Genomic DNA, 24782 nt, shown 5'->3' with positions numbered 1-24782 from the left:
ATTTTATAGTATTTGTTTTAGAAAGGGCTGTAACTGGTCGGCCATTACCTTATGATCTGTAACATTTGGGTGTGATGTACAACCGTTTGGTTGCATCTCCCCAAATTGGAAAATGGATACATTTCGTGTATCTTGATAATGGTCCTTGATTTTCTGGAGACTTTCCAAGAGCAAGTTTCCCTTGTCACCGGAAACCATGGGAGAATTGAGCAGTACCAATTGGGTATTTGGATGTATGTCAAACAAGTGCTCTGTGAATGCAATGTAGTTGCCCACAAATTTTTCCTTGTTAAAAGGCAATCTGGACTTGGATCCATCACCTTCGGACATATCATTGGTCCCCAAACATATACAAATGATGTCAGGAACATGGTCAAAGGTATATTGATATGCACTGTCGGAATTTAAAAAAAGATTATCGTAGACCTCAGGCATAATGGGTTCCACAAGGTTCTCGTCATTCCAATTCCTGTACATCCCAATGCCGGATACCGAGCTCAGTAAATAATCGGCATTTAGTGCTCTTGCCACCCTGGGCCCAAAAGCAAGATAGGCATTGTGTTGATCAAACCAGTGCCCTTCTCCACAGGGCACGGTAGACAGGTCCGCACCCATACCACAGGTTATGGAATCGCCAATAAACTCGATTTTAATTGTCCCTTTTACTTTCGGTGGTGTAATTTTTTTAGTTTTTGCACCATAAAAAAGAATGGAGCCGTTGGATGCTTCCGTTGCCTTGTAAAGGCCTATTTCATGGGATTCCGATCTACCGACAGGCAACGCAATGGCTATTCTATGAATGGAATCGCCATTAATTTGGTACCTGCCCCCATATCTTCCGTCCATGGAAAGGGAAATATAGTTGTACGGAGGGGTTTCCGATTTGAGAAACAGTTCTAGGCTATCCCCCATGGCATTGAACTCAACCCCGGAAGCGGGGCTTATCAAAGCGATGTGCCCATCTTCCTTTAAAATTCTACCCTGATAGCAAAAAATGGAATCATTGGCCTTATAGAGGGAGACTTCAGTTTTTTTATCACCGCTACACCCCACAAGATGCGTGGTCAGAAGAATTAGTATGACCCGTAAGGTCAGCGCACATATACTACGCAATGCTATCATAACACTCTTTTGATACCTATGAATTCAGCCCTGTACAAACTTGGGGTCGTACCTTTGACCTTCTTGAAGACCCTATTGAAGTTCGCCATATTGTTGAAACCGCACTTGTAGCCAATTTCACCGATGCTCAGATCGGTTTCTATCAACCATCGGGAAGCATAACTGATACGGGTATCGTTGATATATTCAATAAATGTCTTTCCGGTTCTTTTCTTGATGAACCGGTTGAAAGAAACCACGCTCATATTGACCAATTCCGAAATTTCACTCAGGGATACTTTTCGGTCATAGTTCTCTTGGATATACTCATATACCTTCTTGATCTTTTTACTGTTCTCAAAATCATTCAACTGTGATACATTCGTGGAGAGCAATCTTTGATTTCTTGAATTGGCCAAATCATGCAAAATGGAGATGAGTTCAAGGAAATAGTCAATATTTGCTGTTTTGGAAAGACGTAATATCCTGGGCATTATATCCGTTGAAATTTTTTTGGAAAAAAGAATTCCATGATTTGCGCGATAGAACATGTCCTTGATTGGTTTAAAAATGGCCCTTGAAAGCAACTTGTCATCAAAAAGATCTTCATGGAACTGTATGGTTATTTCATGGATTTCCCTTGATCTGCAACGATGCATTTCCCATCCGTGTACCAAGTTTGGGCCTACTAGCACCAGTTCAAGATCATCAATCTCCTCCAAGTTGTCCCCAACAATGCGTCTTACCCCTTTGCCATTGCTGATAAAATTGAGTTCAAACTCAGGATGGAAATGAATTGGAAAATCAAAATCTTGCTTCAACCGATCAAATACCAAAAAGCTATCCTCCGGCGCAAGTGGGGTTATCTCCCTGTGTACATTTTTCAAAAGATGCTCATTTTCCATTTTTGTTCGAAATCTAATTAAGGATACAAGTATTGGGGCAACCTTGGTCTGTCAACACAAAATCAATCTATACTTTTTTGTTCAAGTCGGACTGCACAATTGACGAGTGCCCGGTAATTGTGGTAAGCCCCTTTCCAAATATGGCCTTTGGGCTGAAGTTTGGTTTCAGGTCTGGTATCAATACTCCACTCATACCAACCCCCATGATAGGAATCCATAATGTACGTATTGGTATACTGCCATAATTTGTCAAAGTATGCCCTGTAATTTATGGAATCTTTTGGAAAGTAAGCATCCATCATCAAGAGGCTGTTCAATCCTTCTGCTTGCGACCACCAATTTTTATCATAATTTACGATGCTCAGTTTTTCATCACCCGCATAATAATATCCACCATCGTAGAAGCCTCCAAGTTTATTGTCCCAACCATTCTTAATGGCGTGGTCCACCATGGATTTTCCTTTTTTTAAAGTTTGGTCAAATTGTAGACCGCCAAGTGCCTCGGAAGCTTCCAACATAAGATAGGCGGTTTCCACATCATGGCCAAAAGAAACATGGTCGAGATAATAATGCTTTTGAATGGTATCCCTGGGCGCATCAACAAAAGTTACGGGCGTCCAATCCGCCTCAAAGAAAAGATTCATATACCCTTTATCGGACGTAATGGAATCCCGTATTAAAAGAAGGAGTTCTTTGACCCGTTCTCCCAATAAAGGATCAGGCCATACTTTGTAAAGGGCCGTCAATGCCTCCAACAGATGTATTGAACTGTTTTGGTCCTTATACCCAATATCCGAAGTCGATGGAAAATCCCCAGTTCTTACAATGGGTGTTCCATTTATCTCCATAGATTGATAATATCCTTTATATATGCTGTCATGGCTATGCCCTTCCAGCCAACGAAACGTCTGCTTAGCCAAATCCAATGCCTCCAAATTTTTCGACGCGGCATAATACGTGGCCAATCCATAAATTGCGAATGCGTTTCCATATGCTGTTTTGGCCTCGCCCGGACGAACGATGGGCTTGCCTTTTTTGGTCACCAAATTATGGAAGCCCCCATTTTTTCCGTCCCACATATAATCACGTAAAAACTTGAATCCGTGTTCTGCATAGGAAAGATATTCCTCTTTCATATCATCATTGTGGATTGCCGCGGTAGCAGTTGTCCAGATATGTCTGGCTTGGGTAACAATCATCTTGTCATGCCGTTCCCCTAATTTAAAATCAAAGGTCACTTCACTAAAATAACCTCCATCCACGGTATCCAATACCAAGGGATACCACTTCTCCAATAAGTAATCGTTGGCCGCGGTTTGGAATTCTATTGCCACATCGCCATTGACAGGATTTTTTCCTTTCTCGGCGGTACAGGCCAACACCAACATAAAGGCAAAAAAAGATAGGGTCCAAATAGTTTTCATATGCTACATAATTGACAATAAAGATATAATAATCCTTATATTTTAAATATTCTTGAAAAAATCATATTCTATATTGACAAAATAATATTGACACTTGGATGGTGTATCCCATAATTTTACATTAATTATTGCCCAGCCATGAAGTTTTTCCCATTTCTTTTTCTTTTTTTCCATATCGCACTGGTAAATGCCCAGAGCTCGAAGGAACTCCAAAAACAAGGTTTTATCATCAATGATTCTGAGTATCTGGAGCGTAGGGGCGCCAATGTGATGCTTGCCCATGATTTCTACCCTGAAAGCCACCAAGGGGGTGTTGGTATCATTCAAAACGGCATCCGGGTGGCCACCAATGGTGACCTCCGCCTTGAAGCCGCTCCCGGACAATGGCAACCCGTTCCTAAAGTAGGTGAGCGAAAGGTAGATCGTGAACAACAGGAAATCAGCGTTAGGATGGCATATCCCGACGAATCCAAAAACAAGATAGGGTTTAATCCCATTGATTACCCTGACCTGAATTTCGCTTACACCTTAAAAGTAGTGCCATCAGGTGAATCCTTTAAGATAATTGTTGATCTTGATGAGCCCCTGCCCGAAGAATGGATCGGAAGGGTAGGGATGAATTTGGAACTGTTTCCCGGGGTCCTCTTCGGTAAGTCGTATTACATGGACCGATTTTTTGGATTGTTCAATCGCCAAGCCAATGGTCCAGGCTCAAAAAATGCATATGGCATTTATGAACTCGAACCCATGGCCTTGGGCAAGAAATTGGTCATCGCACCGGAAACACCTGGACAGACCTTGGTCATAGAGAACATGAACGAATCCCCGCTGCAACTTTTGGATGGGCGCGCCCAACACAGCAATGGATGGTTCATTGTACGTTCTGAGATTGCCCCTGGGGCCACAAAAAATGCCGTGCAGTGGTTGGTTACACCCAAAACCCTGGAGAATTTCACGTATAGTCCTGTTGTACAGGTATCCCAAGTGGGGTACCATCCTTCGCAGCAAAAAATCTCCGTGATCGAAACGGATAAAAACGATGAAACCGTTGAGAAAGCCCATTTGTTTCGTGTTGGAGAAAATGGCATGCTCAACAAGGTCTTGTCCGAGACTCCAAAGCTTTGGGGCGAATTTTTAAGATATCGGTATTACCAATTCGACTTTTCGGAAGTAAAGCAACCCGGAATGTACCAAATTGGTTACGGACCATACACCACACATCCATTTCAAATAAGCAGCACCGTTTACCAACGCCATGTTTGGCAGCCTACCTTGGAGCATTTTTTACCGGTACAGATGTGCCACATGCGGGTCAATGACCGATATAAGGTTTGGCATGGACTCTGTCACATGGACGATGCCCGCATGGCTCCCATCAATACAAATCATTTTGATGGGTATCTCCAAGGTCCTGAGACCCTGACCCCATACCAATCTGGAGAACATGTCCCTGGAATTAATATAGGGGGTTGGCATGATGCGGGGGATTATGACCTCCGGGTAGAATCCCAAGCCTCCACCATCCATGGGCTTTCCCAAATATACGAGATTTTTGCCGTCAATTATGATAACACTGCCATAGATCAGTCCAAAAGGACCGTGGATCTATTGACCCCCGACGGGAAACCGGATATTTTGCAACAAATTGAACATGGGGCATTACCGATTGTTGGAGGATACAAGAGCATGGGCCGATTCTACCGTGGGATCATCGTACCTACTTTGGAGCAATATGTACTGCTTGGGGACCCTGTTAACCACAGTGATAACCAAATATTCTCAAATGAGGTGGAAGACAACAGAATTGCCCTGGGCCAGTCGGGAGCTCCTGATGATCGTTGGGTGTTCACAGAAATGAACCCGTCCAGGGAATTGGGAACCGCTACAGCCTTGGCAGCGACAGCAAGGACCTTAAAGGGGTACAACGATACCTTGGCAGAGGAATGTTTATCCATAGCACTTGAGGTATGGAATCTGACGGAGGTGGAAGACCCGCTTTTGAAGATTGGGCTGGCCGTAGAGCTTTTACAGACCACAAAGGATAAAAAATATGCTGATTATTTAGTGGAACACGGTGATGGAATTGCCAGTGCCATTTCAAGGATGGGGTGGATAGTGGGCCCTGTGTTGCCCCTTGTGGACGACTCGGCCTTCCGTAGGAAAATTACGGATTCCGTTCATGGTTACTTTAAGGAAGTGGAGGGTTTGGGCAATAAAACGCCTTACGGAATACCATATGAGCCCAATATTTGGGGTGCGGGATGGGGCATCCAAAACTTTGGGGTAAGACAGTATTTTCTACATACCAGTTTTCCCCAAATATTCCCAAAAACCTATATGCTCAATGCCATGAATTTCATCTTGGGCGTACATCCCGGTATCAATACTTCCTCATTTGCCTCCGGTGTCGGGTCCCGTTCCCTGACCCAAGCCTATGGGGTAAACAGGGGCGATTTTTCTTTTATCCCTGGTGGGATTGGCTCTGGTACCGCACTGATTCGCCCTGATTTCCCTGAACTGCTGGAATGGCCATTTCTTTGGCAACAGACCGAATATGTGTTGGGTGGGGGAACCACCGATTACCTATTTCTGATTTTGGCAGCTGACGAACTGCTCAATAAACCTTAAGATTAAACAACATAAAAAATGATAAAAATTATATGTTCTTCCATGTTACTTTTGGCATTGTCCACAGTAAAGGGCCAATACGGCCCGGTGAATGGGAATGCCACGGAAGGGGCCAAAGTGCTTTTGGACTACATCTACTCCCTGGATGGGAAAATCTTGGCCGGACAACACAGCTATAATGAAAACCCAAGCTCTTTTTACAACAAGGCCATGGAAATATCAGGAAAGGCCCCTGCGGTCTGGGGAACGGATTTTTACTGGAATGGAAAGGATAATCCCGGAGAGCGGATCGTAAAAGAGGCCATTGGCAAATATCACGAAGGGGCCATTGTAACCCTGATGTGGCACGTAGGGCAACCAAAACATGACCCCCCCTTTTCTTGGAGGGAAAGCGTACAAGGGGAAATTAGTGAGAAGGAGTGGGAGGATATGCTGACTCCCGGCACTGAGTTATACCTAAGATGGGCAGCGCAGGTGGACCAAGTGGCCATACACCTTAAAAAATTACAAGAGGCCAAGGTCCCCATTCTTTGGAGGCCTTATCATGAGATGAACGGCGTTTGGTTTTGGTGGGGCAATAAAAAGGGGAAGGATGGCTTTGCCAAACTCTGGAAACAGCTCTATGACAGATTGGTCAACCATCACCGATTGAACAATTTGATCTGGGTTTGGAATGCCAACGGGCCACGGGACATACCTGGGGACCAAGCCTATGATTATAAGGATTTTTATCCTGGGCACAAGTTTGTGGATATATTGGCCACGGATGTCTACCATGGCGACTATGAACAAAAAGATTATGATCAATTGGTAAAACTCGCCAAGGGAAAGCCCATTGCCTTGGGTGAGGTTGGCCAATTACCGAGACCATTGGTTTTGGAAGCGCAACCCAAATGGTCCTGGTTCATGGTTTGGTCCAATTGGATTGAAACCTCCAATTCGCCAGAACGGGTCAAAGAAGTTTATGACTATGATAAAACCATTACAAAAGATGAGATACAGTTTACCAGCAAGCATTAAACAATACTGTTTTATACTGCTAATTGTCCCATTGATTCCATTATCAGGATTTTCCCAGACCGAATTTACGACATGGGGAAACATCACTGGCATTCGAATTGACAATCAATTGATGGCGTTCAGGTCCAGTTTGGTCTTGGTCGACCAGAATTCCGAGGAAAGGGCCACCCGAAAGGAGCGTCAACGCATAGGCTTTAAAAGAGAGCAGGGTAAAAAGATTTTTTCATATGCCATGGACAGCATCCTATGGAAGGAAACCCTGCATTCCTATCAAAAGGAGTCGACTGTGGTACAGATTGATTTTTCATCAACCGTTGACACTTTGATCAATGGCGCTTACTTTAGAATTGAATTGCCCGAAGAGTTTGGGTCGGATACCGAATTTGCCATCAATACCCCATCCCAATTCCCTTTAGCCGAAATCAATAAATCATTTGATGGTGCTGATTATAAGGCCCCTTCCACGTCGGTGAAGGTAACATCCCCAACACGGGAATTGAACATTTTGTTTGAAAAACCCACTGAGGTGAGCATTCGTGCCCTGGATTCCATTCACCCAAAAATAGAGCTCAACTTTGGGTTGGCCAGTGGGCAAATACCTGCCCATACCCAGTATAGCAATACCTTCACGATAAGCGCATCGGGTGTGATAGATACATCCCCCATTGAGCTTGAAGTATTTCCTGATCAATTAGGGGAGAAATTTGATGGGATCGGAGGTAATTTTAGATTACAGAACCCTAGAATGGATCCACAGGTCATCGACTATAGCCTGGATAATCTAAGGGTTTCTTGGTCGAGGGTTGAGATGCCTTGGAGACAATGGCACCCTGATCATTCCCAAAACCCCATTGAGGAGGCCAAAAATGGAAACCTTCATCCAAAAGTAAGGGACGCCATGGAAATGGCACAGCGCTTGGACAAAATGGGAATACCGGTAATATTGGCAGCATGGTTCCCTCCCGATTGGGCCATCATCGGAGAAAGAGTACGTGGGGCCCATCCGGATGGAACACGGGGCAATGCATTGGACCAAAGTAAAAAAATGGCTATTTACAAATCCATTACGGACTATATAGTGTATTTGGAAGAAGCCTATGGTGTGGAAACGGTGATGTTTTCATTTAATGAGTCAGATTTGGGAATAGATGTCCGCCAAACAGCTGAGGAACACAATGTATTGATAAAAGAGCTGGGGACCTACTTCAGGTCACGGGGAGTGGACACCAAATTTCTTTTAGGCGATACGGCCGATGCCAATGGATGGGAATTCACCACCATTGCATCCACGGACCCAAAGACAAGACCCTATATCGGCGGGGTCTCTTTCCATTCTTGGAGAGGATGGACCGATGAAAATCTCTTGAAATGGTCTGACATTTCCAAACGGGTGGATGTGCCATTGTTCGTCGGGGAAGGAAGCATAGATGCTGGGGCATGGCGCTATCCGCAAATTTTTGAAGAACCGACCTATGCACTGGATGAAATTGATGTATATCTGAAAATATTGAACATATCACAACCATTGACTATTCTACAATGGCAATTGACATCGGATTACTCACCTATGTCAGGGGGAGGAATCTTCGGTAACGATTCCCAGGACCTCTACCCCACGCAGAGATTCTTCAATTTAAAACAGTTGGGAAGCACCCCCAAGGGGCTCCAAGCAATTCCAATAACCTCTAGTGAAGATCTTGTGACCCCTGCCGCTTTTATAAGTACAAGGAAGAACAAATTGGCCATTCATCTTGTCAATAAAGGGGCCACAAGAAATGCCACCATTACCGGAATTCCTAATCGTATCAAACGGTTAAAGGTCTTCACAACGAACCAAGAGAAATCCTATGAAACTACCAAGACGATACCCGTTCGAAACGGCTCGGCCCTATTGGAATTGGAAGGGGCAAGTTTTATCTCACTGATCGACGACTAGAATCAGCTATTGATTTTTCCTAGACACTGACCCTTAGAAAGCTCCATAAATGGCATTCCATCTTGGGGCTTTTGTTTTATCGTCCTTACTATTTTGAGAGGTTTTTCTTTTGGAGATCAGTACAATCCTTCGTTTCTCTCAATCAAATCAATAATGGCCTCGACCGATTTATTGGAATACAGTTTGTCCTCGGGGGTGTTCTTGCAATAATCCACCAAAATATCGATCGTTGTTGTTGCCACATGCATCCGGGTATCGGACGAAGCATAATAGATAAAGACCTTGCCATCGTCATCAACAATCCATCCATTGCAGAAAAGCACATTCCCGACATCACCTATGATTTCTTGATCATTGGGAGCCATTAAATAGCCTCCCGGCCTATGGACTATCCTGGTAATGTCTTCAAGGTCCGTCATGAACATATATAGCACATATCGTAATCCGGCAGCGGTATTGCGCACTCCATGGGCCAAATGGAGCCAACCATCAGGAGTTTTGATGGGCGACGGTCCCTGTCCGTTCTTTAGCTCATAGACGGTATGGTATTCCTTGTTACAGATAATGACTTCATCCTTGACCACAGGCTTGGTCATGTCATCAACAAAACCAAGTCCGATACCCCCACCCGACCCGGTAAGGATAAAACCATCCTGCGGCCGAGTGTATACTGCGTATTTTCCATTTACATACTCTGGATGCAATGTTACATTACGCTGTTGTTTTGCCGTTGATATCAGGTCTGGCAAACGTTCCCAGTTTTTGAGGTCCTTTGATCGTATGATACCTGCATTGGCCACCGCTGAGGATGTATTACCTGAGGGTGCCTTTGTATCTTTTCTTTCCGTACAAAAAATGCCATAGACATAACCGTCCTCATGTTTCACCAAACGCATATCATAGACATTGACATCAGGTTCCTCATTCTGGGGAAGTATCATGGGCTTGTCCCAGAATGTAAAACCATCGACACCGTTGTTACTTTCGGCAAATGCAAAAAAGGATTTTCTGTCAGCCCCTTCAACTCTTATGGCCAAAACATATTTTCCGTTCCATTTAATGGCTCCGGCATTAAAGGCTGCATTGACGCCTATTCTTTCAAGACCATACGGATTGGTCTCCATGTTCAGATCATAACGCCAGTGGATGGGAATATGTTCCGCTGTGATGATGGGATATTTGTACCTATTGTATATTCCATTGGTCTTCATCTCCATCACATTTTTTCTATCCACCAACTTTTGATGCTCTTTTAAGAGTTTATGATATTTTGTCGTGAAATTTGGGGCGATAAAATTATTTCTCATAGTCGGGATTTATAGTAGATATTCAGCAATTAACCTTCATTTAATTTTTTTAATATCCTTTAAAAACAAAACATGGGGAAGCTCTTTGAATTTTACGAAATCCGAGCTGCTTGTTGCCCCTGTGTAGGGCACAAAATAGTGGCTTGGCCATGCATTGCGCCAAAACAGTGCCCAAGATATATCATATGGGGCAATGTTTTTATCCAAAATTCGTGTCCACCAATCCTCAATTGGGACCTTGTTCAATCCGGCCTCTGTAAGTGCAAGGGGTTTGTTTTTGTCATTTGCTATTTTCTTCAATATCGCAAGATCTGTATTTAGGGCCTCAACAAAGTCCTCAACGGTACCATGCTGATAGATATCCACTCCCAAAATATCCACATAGGAATCCCCGGGATAATATTTTAAGTATTCCTCCGTCGTTCGAAAAGTATTTACAGAGTAGGCGTACAATACATTGTGTACATCAAATTCGTTGCTTAAAATATCAACAGTTTCGCGCCAGAGCTGGCGATATTCCTCTGAAGTACAATTGCCTTCCCCCCACCAGAACCAATCACCGTTCATTTCGTGATAGGGTCTAAAGATAACAGGTATCAAGTTCCCTTTTTTGTCCTTCAAATCATTTAAAAAATCAGCTACCTGGGAAAGCCACCCTCTGTATTTAGGATGCAATGGGCCATCCTTGAGCACATGTTTTACAGCTTCGGTGGTATCCCACGCGCTCTTTTGGGAAACCGGATTATCAGGGTGCCAACTAATGGTGACAATTCCCTTTTCGTGATTGGCCTTTCGAATGAGGCTTTTCATCAGGTCAAAATTGACCGTATCCAAATTTTGGACCCTGCCTTTTTCTATGTGTCCAATTTCAAAACCATAAACGGCGGGATGGTCACCGGTTACTTCATGGACATCACTTTTGAAGATATTACCATTATTTTTCCACCCAATCCCATAGGCCAAGGCATCTTGATGGCCAAAGGCATACCCTTCTTTCTTTATGTTGTTGACTTTATGATATAACAACTTAATACCTAAAGTGGGGGTCTTATCGGTAAGGGAGGTGTTTTGGTCGACAAACTTTTTATATGAACTGCAGGACTGCATGACCACTACAAAAAAACCAAGTAAGCCACAAAAAGCCTTATTTGAACCGGAACACATGTTTTTCATTCTTTTCCTCCTAGCCTATCCTTATTTTAAAGAGAATATCAAAGTATCGAGCACTTAATATTCACCTTAACAATTCAGTCACAAATATAAATTTTAACATTTTTAGGTCTTGATACTTTTTGATCATTTTAAGCAATAAAAAACCAGTATTTACAACCTGCTTGGTCATTTGATCCTGTTTTAAGCCTTAATGGACTTTATTCACCCTTGACCAATTTTATGAACTGTGGAAAGTCATTGTTCTTTGCTGCGATTATGAGTTTTTCCCCATTCACTTCCACAAAGGCCAGGTCCTTCACATCTCCACCGATAAAAAGTCCACTTTCCATGTTAGGCAACGCATGGAACTTTCCCGTGCCATCACCTCTGAGGTATGTGCCATAGGATGCGTCGTTCCTCGGGGTCTCTATTTCAGAGACATAAAGGTTTCCAGCGAGGACCAAATCCTTGAAACCATCGCCATCAATGTCCCTTATCAAAATACCGTTAACGGATGAGAATTGCGCCTCCTTGGGCAATTTGCGCATGGAGAATTTTCCATTGCCCAAATTTTCGATATAGCTACTTGCAAAGGTTTTCGCTCCATAATGGATTTCTGCCGAATCAAGGTCTTCCTTTCCGTAAATATCGACCAAATCAGCCGAGGCAAAGGAATTGTAGTCCTCAAATTTTTGGGTTATCGAAGGAATCTGTTGGGAGGAACAAGATCTTCCCCGAACCGGAAAGACCTCGCCGAAGTTATAGTAGCTCAATACAATATCCTTGCTTCCATTATTGTCAAAATCATCCGCAAAGACCTCAAAGGGTTCTTCTGGGGATGCCTGATACTTATAGTTCAAACCAAGGTTCCCGCCCACATAATCCATGTCGCCATCATTGTCAAAATCCGCTTGTGCCAAACTGAACCACCATCCTTCAGTATCTTCCAAGCCCGTATTTTCGGTAACATTGATGAAACCGTTCTCGGTATTGGAATAAAAAAGAATGGGTGTCCATTCCCCAACAATAATGATATCTATGGTCCCATTGGCATCAAAGTCTGTCCATACGGCATCGGTGATCAACCCCAACTTCCCAAAATCAGGGGCCAGGTTTTCGGTTCGATCTTCAAAAAAAGTTCCATTATTTTCAAGTAGGTAACTTTTGGCGGGCCATGGATATTTTCCAGGGGTCAATCGCCCCCCAACGAACAGATCCAAATCTCCATCCCCATCGTAATCTGCGGGTTTGACCCTTGAACCACTTGTATACATTTGGGGCAGACCATTCTTTGATTTTGTGAAATTTCCAGCACCGTCATTTATGTAAAGCCTATCCTGGAGCTCCATTGCACCAGCTGCGAACTCATTTCCGCCGCTAACCACATAAAGGTCAAGGTCTCGATCCCCGTCCGAATCAAAAAAGACCGCATCCATATCTTCGGCTTCCTTATCCAAGGCCCATGTCGTATCACTTGCTGTTATAAAGGTACCCTCCTCGGTCTGTAGGAGCAGGGACCCCGCCTGTTTCGATGCACCGCCAATATAAAAATCCTGTAAGCCGTCGCCATTGACATCCCCAACGGCCAGACCAGGCCCGAGTCTTGATGTTTGATGAGGCAACAAAGGTTCTTTTCCATAATCATCATATGGATTTTCCATATGCTTGAAGTCAATCGCCAATTTGTCCAAAGTAAAGGTGCTAAAGATTTTTTTTACGGGCATCTCACTACTCTGATCCCTTTGTGCATCCTGATAGTCAAAGGTCAGGACTTGATTTGCCATTTTTGCCTTCGTTTGGGATACCTTTCCATCAGGCCAGATTACTTTAACCCTTTCCACCGATTCTTGGTCGGCCAAACCAAAAATCAATTCGGGCGCCACTGAAGATTGAAAACCCCTGCTAAGGGTCAATTCCTGCATTTGATTTCCAATTGCGGTTTTTATAAGAACCCGTGAACCCAATCCATTTTTGTTTTCTGGAGTCCCTACGAGTTTCACCTTTAAAAAATTATGGTCTTTTGGATTATTGTTTCTGTATATGGATGCAGGTTCATCAATGTTATTGATAACCATATCCATATCACCGTCATTGTCCAAATCAGCATACACGGCCCCATTGGAAAAGGTCTTATTGTCCATACCCCATTCTGTTGTTACATTTACAAAGGTATAATCACCCTTGTTGGCGAAAACATAGTTACTTATTTTTTCAGAGGGTATATTTTCAATCTCGTCGGATGTAAGTGCCTTGTTGAACCTTAACTTTGCATCCAGTTTTTTAAAGTAGTCCTTATTATTGATATCCCTTCGGGTCCCATTGGAGACAAAGACATCCTTCAAACCGTCATTGTCCAAATCCGAAAAAAGGATGGCCCAACTCCAATCGGTCGTGGCCAACCCTGAAATACGGGAAACCTCACTGAACCTCAATTCTCCATTCCCGTCCAAGCCACGATTCAATTGGAGGCTGTTCTGCATGTACTGGTGGTGCAAACCATAATCCACCATCCTGTTGAAAAGGGCTGGGTTCATACTACCCATATTGGCTTTTGATCTTTTATTGTCCTCAGGTGTCATATCCATCTGCCCAATGTCCAGAAGATTGTCATTGTTGTAATCGGCAACATCGGTTCCCATACCATATTGTGATGTGTGGTTAAGGGCATCCCGAGAAACCTCCCTAAAAGTACCATCCTGTTGGTTGACATACAAATAATCAGGCGAATCAAAATCGTTTGAAACATAGATGTCCTGCCACCCATCATTGTTGAAATCACCGTTAGTAGCACTTAGGGAAAGTCCAAAATTCAGTATTCCTGCTTGTTCTGTCACATCGGTAAAAGAACCGTTCCCATCATTTCTGAACAAGATATCGGATGCTTCAATCCTTGGGTCCCTCATTCTAAAGGCATAGAGTTCCACAGGACTGTTGAACGGTGTTGGAGGATAATTGGCCAGATAAAGGTCCAGATCCCCATCTTTATCAAAGTCAAAAAATGTACCCTGGGTAGTATGGCCGTTATGGTCAATATTGTAATCGGCCGCCTTTTCGGAAAAGGTCAAATCCCCATTATTGATATAAAGCGAATTTCGACGGCTTTCTCCCTTTCCCGAAACACTTACATAGATGTCCAAATGACCATCATTGTTGATATCTACCATGGTACTCCCTGTATACCATCTCCCATCACCAGCAATATTGGCTTGTTCGGTAATATCCTCAAACTTGAAGTCCCCTTTATTGAGATAAAGACGGTTTGGTTCCATATTGGCAGTAAAAAAAAGGTCGAGCAGACCATCGTTATTGATATCTCCCGCTGAAACACCGCCTCCCATATACATGTAGGGATAGGTGAAATAATTAAGGCTATCCGTTTCCTTTATATTATTGGAGAACGGTATTCCGGTTTCCTCGGGTGAAAGCATGGTGAATTGTAGTTTTGCCTTACCTTGTCCCGTTTCCCCACAGGAAAAAATAATCAATGCCAAAACCATTAGAAATAGTATTCTTTTCATAAAACAGGGTTTAGCTCCACGGCTTTTCCAAAGCTAACAAGGACTTTGGATGTTATCCAAAGTCCTTGTTTAATTTTTTATAAAATAGTCTTAATACCCAGGGTTCTGTTCCAAATTTGGGTTTACATCAATTTGTGTTCTTGGAATGGGTAAAAGATCACGTCCAGGCGGAATGGTTATCCCAAAGACTTCCTGCATATATGAATACACTTCTCCCGATCGTCTCAGGCAAAGCCAAAGAGAGAACTCCCCTCCAAGTTCATGACGGTATTCCTGTAAAATAATATCCATCATATCCCCCGTTGGATTTGGTGCGTTTCCTCCCCATGCACGATTTCTTACCCTCATCAATGTCTGCATCGCCATACCATCATTCCCACTTTTATGATATGCTTCGGCAAGACTAATCAAAACCTCCCCATATCGCAACCAGATGTGGTTTTGTCCGCCAAAAATGTTTGGCCCATTCCATCCACTGATGAGTGGATTGCGCCAAGTTTTTACCAGATAATATCCCGTTCTTCCCACAGAGCCATCGGTACCCAACCATGGTTCATCGACAGTTCCACAAGTATTTATTCCACCATAATTGGTCTGAACATTTGGATAATCTGAAATATTGATTAAAGGATCTGGGTGTTCACCTCCTGGGGGAATAATAGTGTAATCCCTCCTTAAATCCCCAGGTTCAAATGAATCATATAATGCTTGGGTGGGTATTCCTCCATAACAGCCCCCGTTGATCTCATTGGGCATATTAAAAGATTGAAGAAACGTTTTCTCCTCATTTCTTTCCCAGCCCAGATTGCCTTCATCATTGAATTGTATTTCAAACAGTGACTCAACGCCATTCTTATTGGCCAGCGCATGGATATCAAGATAATTTGCTTCCAGGGAATAATATCCTTCCAGCTGTTCAAATGCATCAACGGCATCATCGTAACGCTCCAACCACATATATACACTGCCTAACATGGCATATGCCGTTCCTCGAGTAACCCTCCCTTTCTCCGAATCGTAACTCCATGGCAGTCTTGGAACAGCATTCTCCAGGTCTATGGCCAGTTGATTCCAAACTTCCTCTTCGGTGTTCCTGGGCGCAAAAAAGTCAGAATCACTTGTATTGGGTTCCAAAATGAGCGGAACTCCCCCCATACTGGCGGTTAAGTAATAATAAAGTATACTTCGGAGCACCAAAGCCTCACCGATTAACCTGTTTCCAAGATTTTCACTGATAAAACCATTATCAATTGCAGGGGGAAGATTGTTCAAAACCACATTGGCCCTGCCAATTCCGTAGTAATGAACTGGCCAAAGTTTATTGGATATCTCGTTGTCGGGGTTCAATTCAAAATCTCGGTACTCCTCGTCCGTGGCATTGCCTTTCCAATCCTGGGTCAATCTGTCCAAGGTATGTATGGCTTTGGTATTGTATTCATTAGGTATGCCATCCGGACCACCATAAGCACTTTGAAATGCATCATATATGCCGGTAACAGTTGCGATAGCTGTGGATTCTGATGTGAATACGGTCGAATCACTCACCCCATCCGTTTTCGGGTCTTGCAGCATTTCATCTTCACAGCTATAAATGAACGCCCCTGTAATTGTGATTAGAGCTAAAATTCTTACTAACTTATATTTCTTCATAACTCATTTTTTTTTTAGAATTGTACGTTAACTCCCAAAGTAAAAGAGGGTGAATTAGGATATTGTCCGGCATCAATACCTCTGGTTTGAGCATTGTTGACACCATTGATATCGGCATTTTGTCCAACTTCTGGATCATAGCCTGAATAACCCGTCAATGTTACAAGGTTTTGACCACTTAGATACATTCTAGCACCGCTCATCCCCAAAGTTTCAATCAATCTGGTAGGAAAATTATAACCTACCCTTAAATTTCTCAACCGAAGAAAAGAACCATCTTCCATAAAATAATCTGATGCCCTACCGTTTTGTATTTGGGTGTCATTTCCGATTGCTCTGGCATAGGTATTAGTAGTCCCCGGTCCGATCCAACGGTTCTCATAGTAGTCCCTTCCAATATTTGTAAAAGCATCAGCTAGTCCGTAACCGCCTGCTGTCTCCAACTCCAATCTTACAAAGTTCATGATTTCGCTGCCATAGGAACCATAGATGTCAATACCAAAATCCCAATTTTTGTAGCTGAAATTCATATTCAATCCACCAAAGAAATCTGGTATGGGACTTCCGATAATTTCCCTGTCATCACCATCAACGCGCCCATCACCATTCAAATCTTTAAATCTTCGGTCTCCGGGCGCAGTATCCTCGGATTGGTAAAAATCGAAACCTGCCGCTTGGGCACTTTCATTATCTGCATCTACTTCTGCTTGGGTCTGATAAAGTCCGTCGGCCCTAAAGGCATAGAACGAACCGACTTCACCACCGACCTCAGATCGGGTCAACCCAAACCAAAAATTAGCGGTACTGAAGCTGGGCACAAACTCCGAATTGAGCACAACAAAATCCTGTTGGGACGTTAACTCTGTTATTTCATTGTTCAATAGCGTTATATTTGCTGAAATATCCCAGGTAAACTCTCCTTCACTTTTCCTATGGCCCACCAAAAGTTCTAATCCTTCATTGACCACACTTCCCGAGTTTACAGACCTAAAACCAAAACCATTCTGTATGGGAATTGGTTCACGGAAAAGGAAATCCGAGGCTTCCCGCTTGAACCAATCCGCAGTAACATAAACACTTCTGTTGAAAAGTTCAGCTTCGAGTCCCACATTGGTCTGTATTTGCGCTTCCCACTTTAAGTCCGGGTTAGGCAATACCAAGGGATACAGTCCTGCGGATGTGTTTCCGCCAAAATCATAATTGGCATTATTATTTGCGTCTCCAGCAGAATAGAATACTGCAAATTGAAATGGATCTATTCCAAAGAAACTACCTGTCTCGCCCCAACTACCTCTCACTTTCAAAATATCAAAAATGCTATTGTCCATAAAGCCTTCCTCATCAATGTTCCATCCTGCAGCAAAAGAAGGAAAAACACCCCAAAGATTGTTCGGTCCAAACGTATCGCCAACACCATCTCTTCTAACAGTGGCGGTTGCATAGTACTTACTATCAAAGTTGTAGTTCAGTCGACCGAATTGACTGGCCAATGTCCTTCGCGTACGATACCCTTCCATTGCTTGTACATCGGAAGCTTGTGAGATATCGCGAATCTCATTATTCAAGAATCCCGTGGCACGGGTTCTGACCCGTTTAAAATAGTTCCTTTGTGCGGAAATGCCACCTAAAATACTGAAGGAGTGCTTGCCCAACTCCTTTTTATATTCCAAGAGGGCTTCCCCCAAAATCTCATTGCTATAGTTGGTCTGAACATCAAAAATGGCGTCCCCACGAAGGTCTACAGCTACGGAACTGCGATAATATTCTGGAAAAAAATCTTGGGCATAAAAAGTGTTTGAATTTCCACCAAGATTAAGTTTGGCCATTAAACCATCCAATATATCATACTCCAGGCCAAGATTTACAAACACATTAGTATTTCCATTCTCTTGGTCGTTTTGAAGGGCCCTCCCTATTACATTTTCACTTCCGCGGAAGGTTTGTAATGCAATATCTGGATATCCGCCGTAATTGCCATTGTTGTCATAAGGTAGATTGGTCCCATTGGTACCTCCCTGCATATTCACGGCATCTCCATCGGCCAAATGGGGTACATTGCCCAACAATTTAACGATGTTGTAGTAGCCTTGGTTCAGTTTGGTCACATTTTCAGTATAAGCATATTTGATATCCCCATTGACCCTGAACTTTTCGGTTACATCGAACTGTCCATTGAACCCCGTATTGTATCTACGATAAGATGACCCAACAACCACTCCCTCCTCATCGATAATACCCGCGGTAAATGAAAAACGGGAATTTTCCCCACCGCCTCGAGCAGTTATATTGGTGGAGGTCCTGAAACCACTATTAAAGGCAAAGTCCTGCCAGTCAACATTGGTAAGACTGCTTGGATCACTCCATCCTGGAAAAGGACTTAATTGCTCGTTGGGTTGGTCAGGACCGTTATTTTCCTGTGAGAGCGCAACTGCAAATTCAGCAAAGGTCTGCGCATCCAATACATCCAAAAATTTAGGTTGAAGCCTAAAACCTGACCAAGTATCCACTTCGAACGTTACCTTTCCCGAGGTTCCCTTTTTGGTTTCAATGATTACCACCCCATTACTGGCCCTTACTCCATAAATGGCACCTGCTGAAGCGTCCTTTAAAACGGATATGGATTGAATGTTGTTTGGATTTAAAAAAGATATGTCCTGTGTTGGGTAACCGTCAACCACATATAAGGGAGTAGACGTTGTGAAGGTACCCGTACCCCTTATATTAACTGAAACTGAAGCCCCTGGAGCTCCCGAATTGGATACAATCTGAACCCCTGCGGTCTTTCCTTGTAAAGCCTGATCGATATTGGATGTCGGGAACTTTGCCAATTCTTCCCCACTAACCACGCCAACAGCGCCGGTCAAATCTTTTTTGGTAGTTGTACCATAGGCCACCACAATTACTTCATCTAGATTTTCGAGGTCTTCTTCCAAACTTGCATTTACAACATTTCGCCCATTGACCGCAATCTCAATGGTTTTGTAACCAATGTAGGAGAACACCAAAGTAGCGCCAGGTGAAACATCGTCAATGGCATAGTTTCCATCAAAGTCCGCTGTGGTGCCATTGGTAGTGCCCTTGACCACAATGTTAGACCCGGGCAATGGTATTCCACTAGTGTCGGTAACCGTACCTGTGATACGTTGTGAGTATCCAGAAGCACATACGAAAAAAGCCAGCAGAAAAATAAACTTTTTAAAAAAAGGTTCTTTCATAATCTTTTTGAGTTATCAGGTTAGCTTTTAAAATGAATCACTCTCTAAATTTGAAAATGAATACTTTGTTTACCAATAAAACATAATATTCTCATTTTTTGGAATGATTTTTTTAGATATCCCAAATGTATGACATGCACATTTGGAAGATTAACAAAATTTAATCATTTGTTAATACGATTTTAACGGTATCCCGTTTCTAAAATCGGACTGGTTGCTATTTGACAAAAAGTATAATTTGAATAATCGGCTATCTTGAATAGAACCAGGTTAATTTATAGCTAAATCGTATCCTGCATCAAGCAGTACGAATCAAGGGGCAAAGTGGACCAAATCTTTAGAGAGTTGGATATCCACAAGGCCACATTTTACAATTTGAAGAGACGATATTCGGGGATGGACAGCCTCGAGCTCAAGCGCCTGAAGGAACTTGAGGAGGAGAACCGCAAGCTCAAGCAGATGTATGCGGATATGGCCCTTGACAAGATTCTCAAGGACGTGCTCTCAAAAAAGTGGTGGCTCCGGTGAGAGGAAATCCATGGTGGCCTACCTGAGGGAATATTACAGGGCAAGCATCATCAGGGCCTGCAGGACATTGACGTTCCCAAAATCGATGTACTACTACCACTCTGTGAAAGATGACAGTGAGGTAATCGACAAGTTGCTGGAACTTTCCATGGCCCAGCCAAGGGAAGGACAGGACAAATACTATCAGCGGATAAGACTGGAAGGCCATAAATGGAACTAGAAGCGGGTCAGGCGGGTATACCTGATGCTAGGCTTGTACTTGAGGAGAAAGACCAAAAAGAGAGTAACCAAATGGGTCAAAGAGCCCTTGGTGCTGCCCGATGGTCTGAACATAACATGGTCCATGGACTTCATGAGCGATTCATTGGTGCACCGGAGAAGGTTCAGGACGTTCAACATCATCGATGACTTCAACAAAAAGGCCATTGGAGTGGAGGCCGAGTTCAGTTTCCCTGCCATGGGCGTGGTACAGGTATTGAAGAGGGCCATCTGGGAACACGGTAGACCCGAAAAGGTCATGGTGGACAACGGGCCTGAGTTCCTTGCGCTCGATTTCACGAGATGGTGCGAGGCCCAAGAAATAGATATACAGTATACACAGCCGGGAAGACCCATGCAGAACGGGCTCATTAAACGATTCAACCGTACTTACAGACAGGATGTACTTGATGCACACCTGTTCGAGGATATTTCACAGGTACGCATATTGACCGAGGAATGGATAAAGGATTACAACATGAAACGGCCACACGAGGCCCTGGGTGGGATTACCCCGGAACGTTATGAAAGGAATTCTCTTCCAAGCAAGCTTGCTTGGAAGAACAAACAAAAGTTGTCTAACCAATAGTCCGAGAAAAGGGAGGGTTACAGTGGAATGATTGTTCTTAAAAAAAGTTGTAAGCCATTTTAACTACGATAAATTGTTTAAATACGGTCAAATCAAATTTCCCGCTAAAGTTCAGACCCTGATTGGACCAAGTCGTAAATGTCGGAAAAATGAGCGTTATATAGCTTATCCATTTCATTGTTCAAATTTTTGTGACCCGACATTTTGTTTAAAAACAATTACAATTAGTTGAACATTTTGTATTTTAAGCTAGCTGAAAACAATACATGTTGTTGTACATTAAATTTGATAAGGCCTATGTTTGGATTGTTCAAGAAGAAAACGGAAAAAGAAAAATTACAAGAAAAATACGCAAAGCTTCTAAGGGAAGCGCACACGGCCTCTACTATAAATAGAAAACTGAGTGATGAAAAAATATACGAAGCTGAACAAATAGCCAAAAAAATTGAACAACTAGACCAAGAATCCGCGTGAATCTCCCCATATCCAGAACACATTAATAGAAAGAAACTTGGGATTAAGGTTATTTTGAGCCAAGAACAATTTATTTAAAAATATTGTAATATCCTTTACCCAATTTAAAACGGATATACGGTCTCCTTTACAGTATGTAGTAGCCTGCGCCTAGAATAGGACTGTCCAAAATTCAGATGTTCTAACTTTAAATTTCGACTGTCCATAAACAAATCTTGTTTACCGGGAGCTTGATCATCGATGTAAAAAAATCCGTCAATACAAATGATATCGTTGTCTAAAAGTATACCAAATCAGACTTTTTGTCAATGAACAATCCTTTTTTGGCAATTAAGGAAGTTAATTCGGCTAATCATATCAACACTCCAACCCTTGATTAATATATCGTTGGTATTTATGTTCCTTTTTCTATTTTCAAAACCGTTTACAATTTAAAAAATGATATTATAATACCATCATTCGTGTTTTACTGGTATCAAATGTCATTTCTTTAGGACGGGGTAGTCTAAGCGTTGAGCGAACAACCATTTCAATTTTCAATAACAGGAGCTAATATCTAAATCACTATATAGTAAATGATATTTTCCAAGAAGTTTGTTCTCTATCACCACCTTTTCTAGTTGTGCATAACGATGTTTAAATCTTATAAACGGACCTATGTGATTAACTTCCCATTTTCTTTATTTTTCATGGGTGTTAATAGTATTTTATGATGATTTTCTTGTAAACTGTAGTATCTATTTCCCATCACAAACTTTCTTCTATGAAGGTGTTGTCCAATAATCAACGGGAAACCCTACCGGATGCATCTCCTGAGAGCAATTTCATTACCTCATCAATCGTGGCTAGGTTGGCATCACCCATTATGGTATGTTTCAAACAGGAGGCCGCTACGGCAAAATCAAGTGCTTGTTGGTCATCTTCAGGCCAGGTCTTGAGACCGTAGATAAGCCCACCCATAAAACTATCTCCACCACCTACTCTGTCCACGATGTGCGTGATTTGATAGGTTGTTGATTTATACATATTGGTTCCATCGAACATCACACCTGCCCATGTATTATGGGAAGCGCTAATAGAACCCCTGAGTGTGGTAATTACCTTTTTTGCCTTGGGAAATTTCTTCATCATCTGCTGGCACACCGATAAAAATGCCTCCGCGGTCACATCATGTCCCGCTTTATGAACATCCAGACCTTCAGGATGGATTCCAAAATGTTTTTGTGCGTCCTCTTCGTTCCCCAAAATGATATCACAATGGGAGACCAGTTGGGTCATGATCTCTTCCGGTTCTTTACCATAGTTCCAAAGTTTGGCCCTGTAGTTAAGATCGGTTGATATGGTAAGACCCATTTTTGCAGCAACTTCCAGCGCCTCCGAACAAGCATCGGCTGCTCCCTGGGAGATGGCAGGAGTGATCCCCGTCCAATGGAACCAATCGGCCCCCTGAAAGGCTTTTTCCCAATCCACCATTCCAGGTGCTATCTCAGACATAGCTGAATGTGCCCTGTCATATACTACTTTACTTCCGCGGCTAACGGCTCCGGTTTCCAAAAAATATATGCCCAAACGGTCTCCCCCGAAAACGATATGTTGGGTCCCGACGTTGCGCTTGCACATTTCCATCAAAGCACAATTCCCGATATCATTGGTGGGCAAACGGGTCACAAATTCCACTGGAACGCCATAATTAGCCAAGGAGACGGCAACATTGGACTCACCTCCACCGTAAATCACCTCAAACCTATCTGCTTGGGAGAACCGTTTAAAGCCCTCAGGGGCCAAACGCAACATAATCTCACCAAAGGTCACTACTTTTTTCATGTAATTATATTTTTATCATTTTTATTTTTTAAATAATAAAAAAGGGCACGCTTCCTTCAATTGCACAATTATTGGGCATGCCCCTCTTCAAACTAAACAAACTATTCCGTATCGATTATACCCGTTTCTTTTTCCAGGCTGTCATCCATCGTTTTTGAGGTCAGTATTGGTTTCTTGTGCCAATAGGAGGCCAAAATAGAACCGGTAATGTTCATCAATGGTCCAAAAACGGCAGGGGCAAGGCCCATCGTCGCAATTTTACCTATGGAATTGGCGATACCTGAGGCAAGACCTCCATTCTGCATACCCACTTCAATGGCAATGGTCCGCGCGTCCCTTTCAGGCATCCTGACCAAACGCGCAAAACCATAACCGAGAAAGTATCCAAAAAGATTGTGTATCAACACCAGGACGATCAACACCCCACCTATATCCAATAAACTGTCCCGACCCGCAGCAGTTATCACAATTATGATCAAGCCGATACCTGCCATGGAAATTTTGGGCATCACCTCATCCAACCATGCAATCCATTTTCCCATGACCTTATTGAAAAACAGTCCCAGACCAATGGGCAGAATGATCATTTTGACGATACTCCACATCATGGATAGCACCTCGATCTCGACAAATTCCCCAGCCAATAATTTCATTAGCAAAGGAGTGACAAAGGGGGCTATCAAAGTGGCGATGGATGTAATGGTAATGGACAGGGCCAAATTGGCATTGGCCAAATAAGCCATGACATTGGAAGCAACCCCACTTGGTGAACAACCGATCAACACAATGCCAGCTGCGATTTCTGGAGGCAGGCCGCTAAAATTTGCCAAGAGAAAACCGATTATGGGCATAATGGCCAATTGTGCTATGACTCCAACGACAACGCCTTTCGGGGTTTTTACGACCGCTGCAAAATCCTTAAAACTCATGGAAGTGCCCATCCCGAACATGATAATCTGAATCAAGGGAATGATAAGACCGGTCAATTTAAACCCGGCCACCTCAATGAAATATTCCGGATAGAACATCGCAAGTGAGACCCCAACAAAGATCATCGCGGTAAAAATGTAGCTCTTCAATGCGGGATATCCACTAAATCCGAAGGCAAGGGCCGCAAAAAAACCGATGAGCATGGGTCCAATTTCTGAGCCTCTCCCCGAAAAAATCAGAATAAAACAGACTAAAAACAAAAGGATTGCGACACCAAATGCCAAGGTATATTTGTTTATATTTTTCATAGGATAAAATGCTTC

At 43.0% G+C, this 24782-nt stretch carries 17 protein-coding genes; 7 read left to right on the top strand and 10 right to left on the bottom strand.

The features are described from left to right. Positions 1–3 precede the first annotated feature (3 nt). From SD449_RS09385 to SD449_RS09375, 3 genes are all read right to left on the bottom strand, one after another. Entirely contained in the window at positions 4–1122 is a 1119-nt protein-coding gene (locus SD449_RS09385) for an SGNH/GDSL hydrolase family protein (RefSeq protein ID WP_318310192.1), read from the bottom strand. Next, positions 1119–1988: a helix-turn-helix domain-containing protein gene (locus tag SD449_RS09380; protein WP_318310191.1), complete on the bottom strand. Its 870-nt coding sequence runs from the start codon at positions 1986–1988 to the stop codon at positions 1119–1121. Before SD449_RS09380 ends, SD449_RS09385 begins: the two co-directional genes overlap by 4 nt. 80 nt (positions 1989–2068) lie before the next feature. Next, complete coding sequence (locus SD449_RS09375) at positions 2069–3430, bottom strand: AGE family epimerase/isomerase (protein WP_318310189.1); 1362 nt, start codon at positions 3428–3430, stop codon at positions 2069–2071. A 138-nt stretch (positions 3431–3568) separates the two neighbouring features. On the opposite strand from SD449_RS09375, the gene SD449_RS09370 reads away from it, so the two are divergent. Genes SD449_RS09370 through SD449_RS09360 form a run of 3 tightly spaced genes read left to right on the top strand, consistent with a single transcriptional unit; the run spans position 3569 to position 9014 of the window. Then, the gene (locus SD449_RS09370) at positions 3569–6058 is read left to right on the top strand and encodes a glycoside hydrolase family 9 protein (protein ID WP_318310188.1); all 2490 of its coding nucleotides are present in this window, start codon (positions 3569–3571) and stop codon (positions 6056–6058) included. Positions 6059–6076: 18 nt separating this feature from the next. Further along, on the top strand, positions 6077–7078 hold the full coding sequence (locus tag SD449_RS09365; protein WP_318310186.1) for a glycosyl hydrolase: 1002 nt from the start codon (positions 6077–6079) through the stop codon (positions 7076–7078). Next, on the top strand, positions 7050–9014 hold the full coding sequence (locus tag SD449_RS09360) for a hypothetical protein (protein WP_318310184.1): 1965 nt from the start codon (positions 7050–7052) through the stop codon (positions 9012–9014). Before SD449_RS09365 ends, SD449_RS09360 begins: the two co-directional genes overlap by 29 nt. A 116-nt stretch (positions 9015–9130) precedes the next feature. Here SD449_RS09360 and SD449_RS09355 read toward each other — a convergent pair whose 3' ends face one another. The 5 genes from SD449_RS09355 to SD449_RS09335 all read right to left on the bottom strand — a co-directional run bounded on the left by SD449_RS09355 (position 9131) and on the right by SD449_RS09335 (position 19856). Then, the gene (locus SD449_RS09355; protein WP_318310183.1) at positions 9131–10321 is read right to left on the bottom strand and encodes a glycoside hydrolase family 130 protein; all 1191 of its coding nucleotides are present in this window, start codon (positions 10319–10321) and stop codon (positions 9131–9133) included. 36 nt (positions 10322–10357) lie between these two features. Next, positions 10358–11494 (bottom strand): glycoside hydrolase family 26 protein, encoded by a 1137-nt coding sequence (locus SD449_RS09350; RefSeq protein WP_318310181.1) that lies wholly within the window; start codon positions 11492–11494, stop codon positions 10358–10360. Between the two features lie 197 nt (positions 11495–11691). After that, the gene (locus SD449_RS09345) at positions 11692–14991 is read right to left on the bottom strand and encodes a VCBS repeat-containing protein (protein ID WP_318310180.1); all 3300 of its coding nucleotides are present in this window, start codon (positions 14989–14991) and stop codon (positions 11692–11694) included. A 90-nt stretch (positions 14992–15081) separates the two neighbouring features. Next, on the bottom strand, positions 15082–16641 hold the full coding sequence (locus SD449_RS09340) for a RagB/SusD family nutrient uptake outer membrane protein (RefSeq protein ID WP_318310178.1): 1560 nt from the start codon (positions 16639–16641) through the stop codon (positions 15082–15084). A 14-nt stretch (positions 16642–16655) separates the two neighbouring features. Then, positions 16656–19856 carry a SusC/RagA family TonB-linked outer membrane protein gene (locus tag SD449_RS09335; RefSeq protein WP_318310176.1) on the bottom strand — a complete coding sequence of 1067 codons (3201 nt, stop codon included), beginning with the start codon at positions 19854–19856 and terminating at the stop codon, positions 16656–16658. Between the two features lie 285 nt (positions 19857–20141). Between SD449_RS09335 and SD449_RS09330 the strand changes: the two genes are divergently transcribed. The 4 genes from SD449_RS09330 (at position 20142) to SD449_RS09315 (ending at position 21705) form a co-directional block, all read left to right on the top strand. Then, positions 20142–20384, top strand: a complete 243-nt coding sequence (locus SD449_RS09330; RefSeq protein WP_318310246.1) for a transposase — start codon at positions 20142–20144, stop codon at positions 20382–20384. A 10-nt stretch (positions 20385–20394) separates the two neighbouring features. After that, entirely contained in the window at positions 20395–20604 is a 210-nt protein-coding gene (locus SD449_RS09325; RefSeq protein WP_318310175.1) for a hypothetical protein, read from the top strand. A 24-nt stretch (positions 20605–20628) separates the two neighbouring features. Next, a complete protein-coding gene (locus SD449_RS09320) occupies positions 20629–21231 on the top strand; it encodes an integrase core domain-containing protein (RefSeq protein WP_318310173.1) in 603 nt (200 codons plus the stop codon). 297 nt (positions 21232–21528) lie between these two features. Further along, the gene (locus SD449_RS09315; protein WP_318310172.1) at positions 21529–21705 is read left to right on the top strand and encodes a Lacal_2735 family protein; all 177 of its coding nucleotides are present in this window, start codon (positions 21529–21531) and stop codon (positions 21703–21705) included. A 783-nt stretch (positions 21706–22488) separates the two neighbouring features. Here SD449_RS09315 and SD449_RS09310 read toward each other — a convergent pair. Both SD449_RS09310 and SD449_RS09305 read right to left on the bottom strand, forming a co-directional pair. Next, positions 22489–23529 carry a sugar kinase gene (locus SD449_RS09310; protein WP_318310170.1) on the bottom strand — a complete coding sequence of 347 codons (1041 nt, stop codon included), beginning with the start codon at positions 23527–23529 and terminating at the stop codon, positions 22489–22491. 101 nt (positions 23530–23630) lie between these two features. Then, on the bottom strand, positions 23631–24767 hold the full coding sequence (locus tag SD449_RS09305; RefSeq protein WP_318310168.1) for a bile acid:sodium symporter family protein: 1137 nt from the start codon (positions 24765–24767) through the stop codon (positions 23631–23633). Positions 24768–24782: the final 15 nt, after the last annotated feature.

This window comes from Flagellimonas crocea, from assembly GCF_033441595.1.
Taxonomy (GTDB): domain Bacteria; phylum Bacteroidota; class Bacteroidia; order Flavobacteriales; family Flavobacteriaceae; genus Flagellimonas; species Flagellimonas crocea.
Note: the sequence above shows the minus strand (reverse complement) of the source record. Positions and strands in the feature narration are given on the sequence as shown.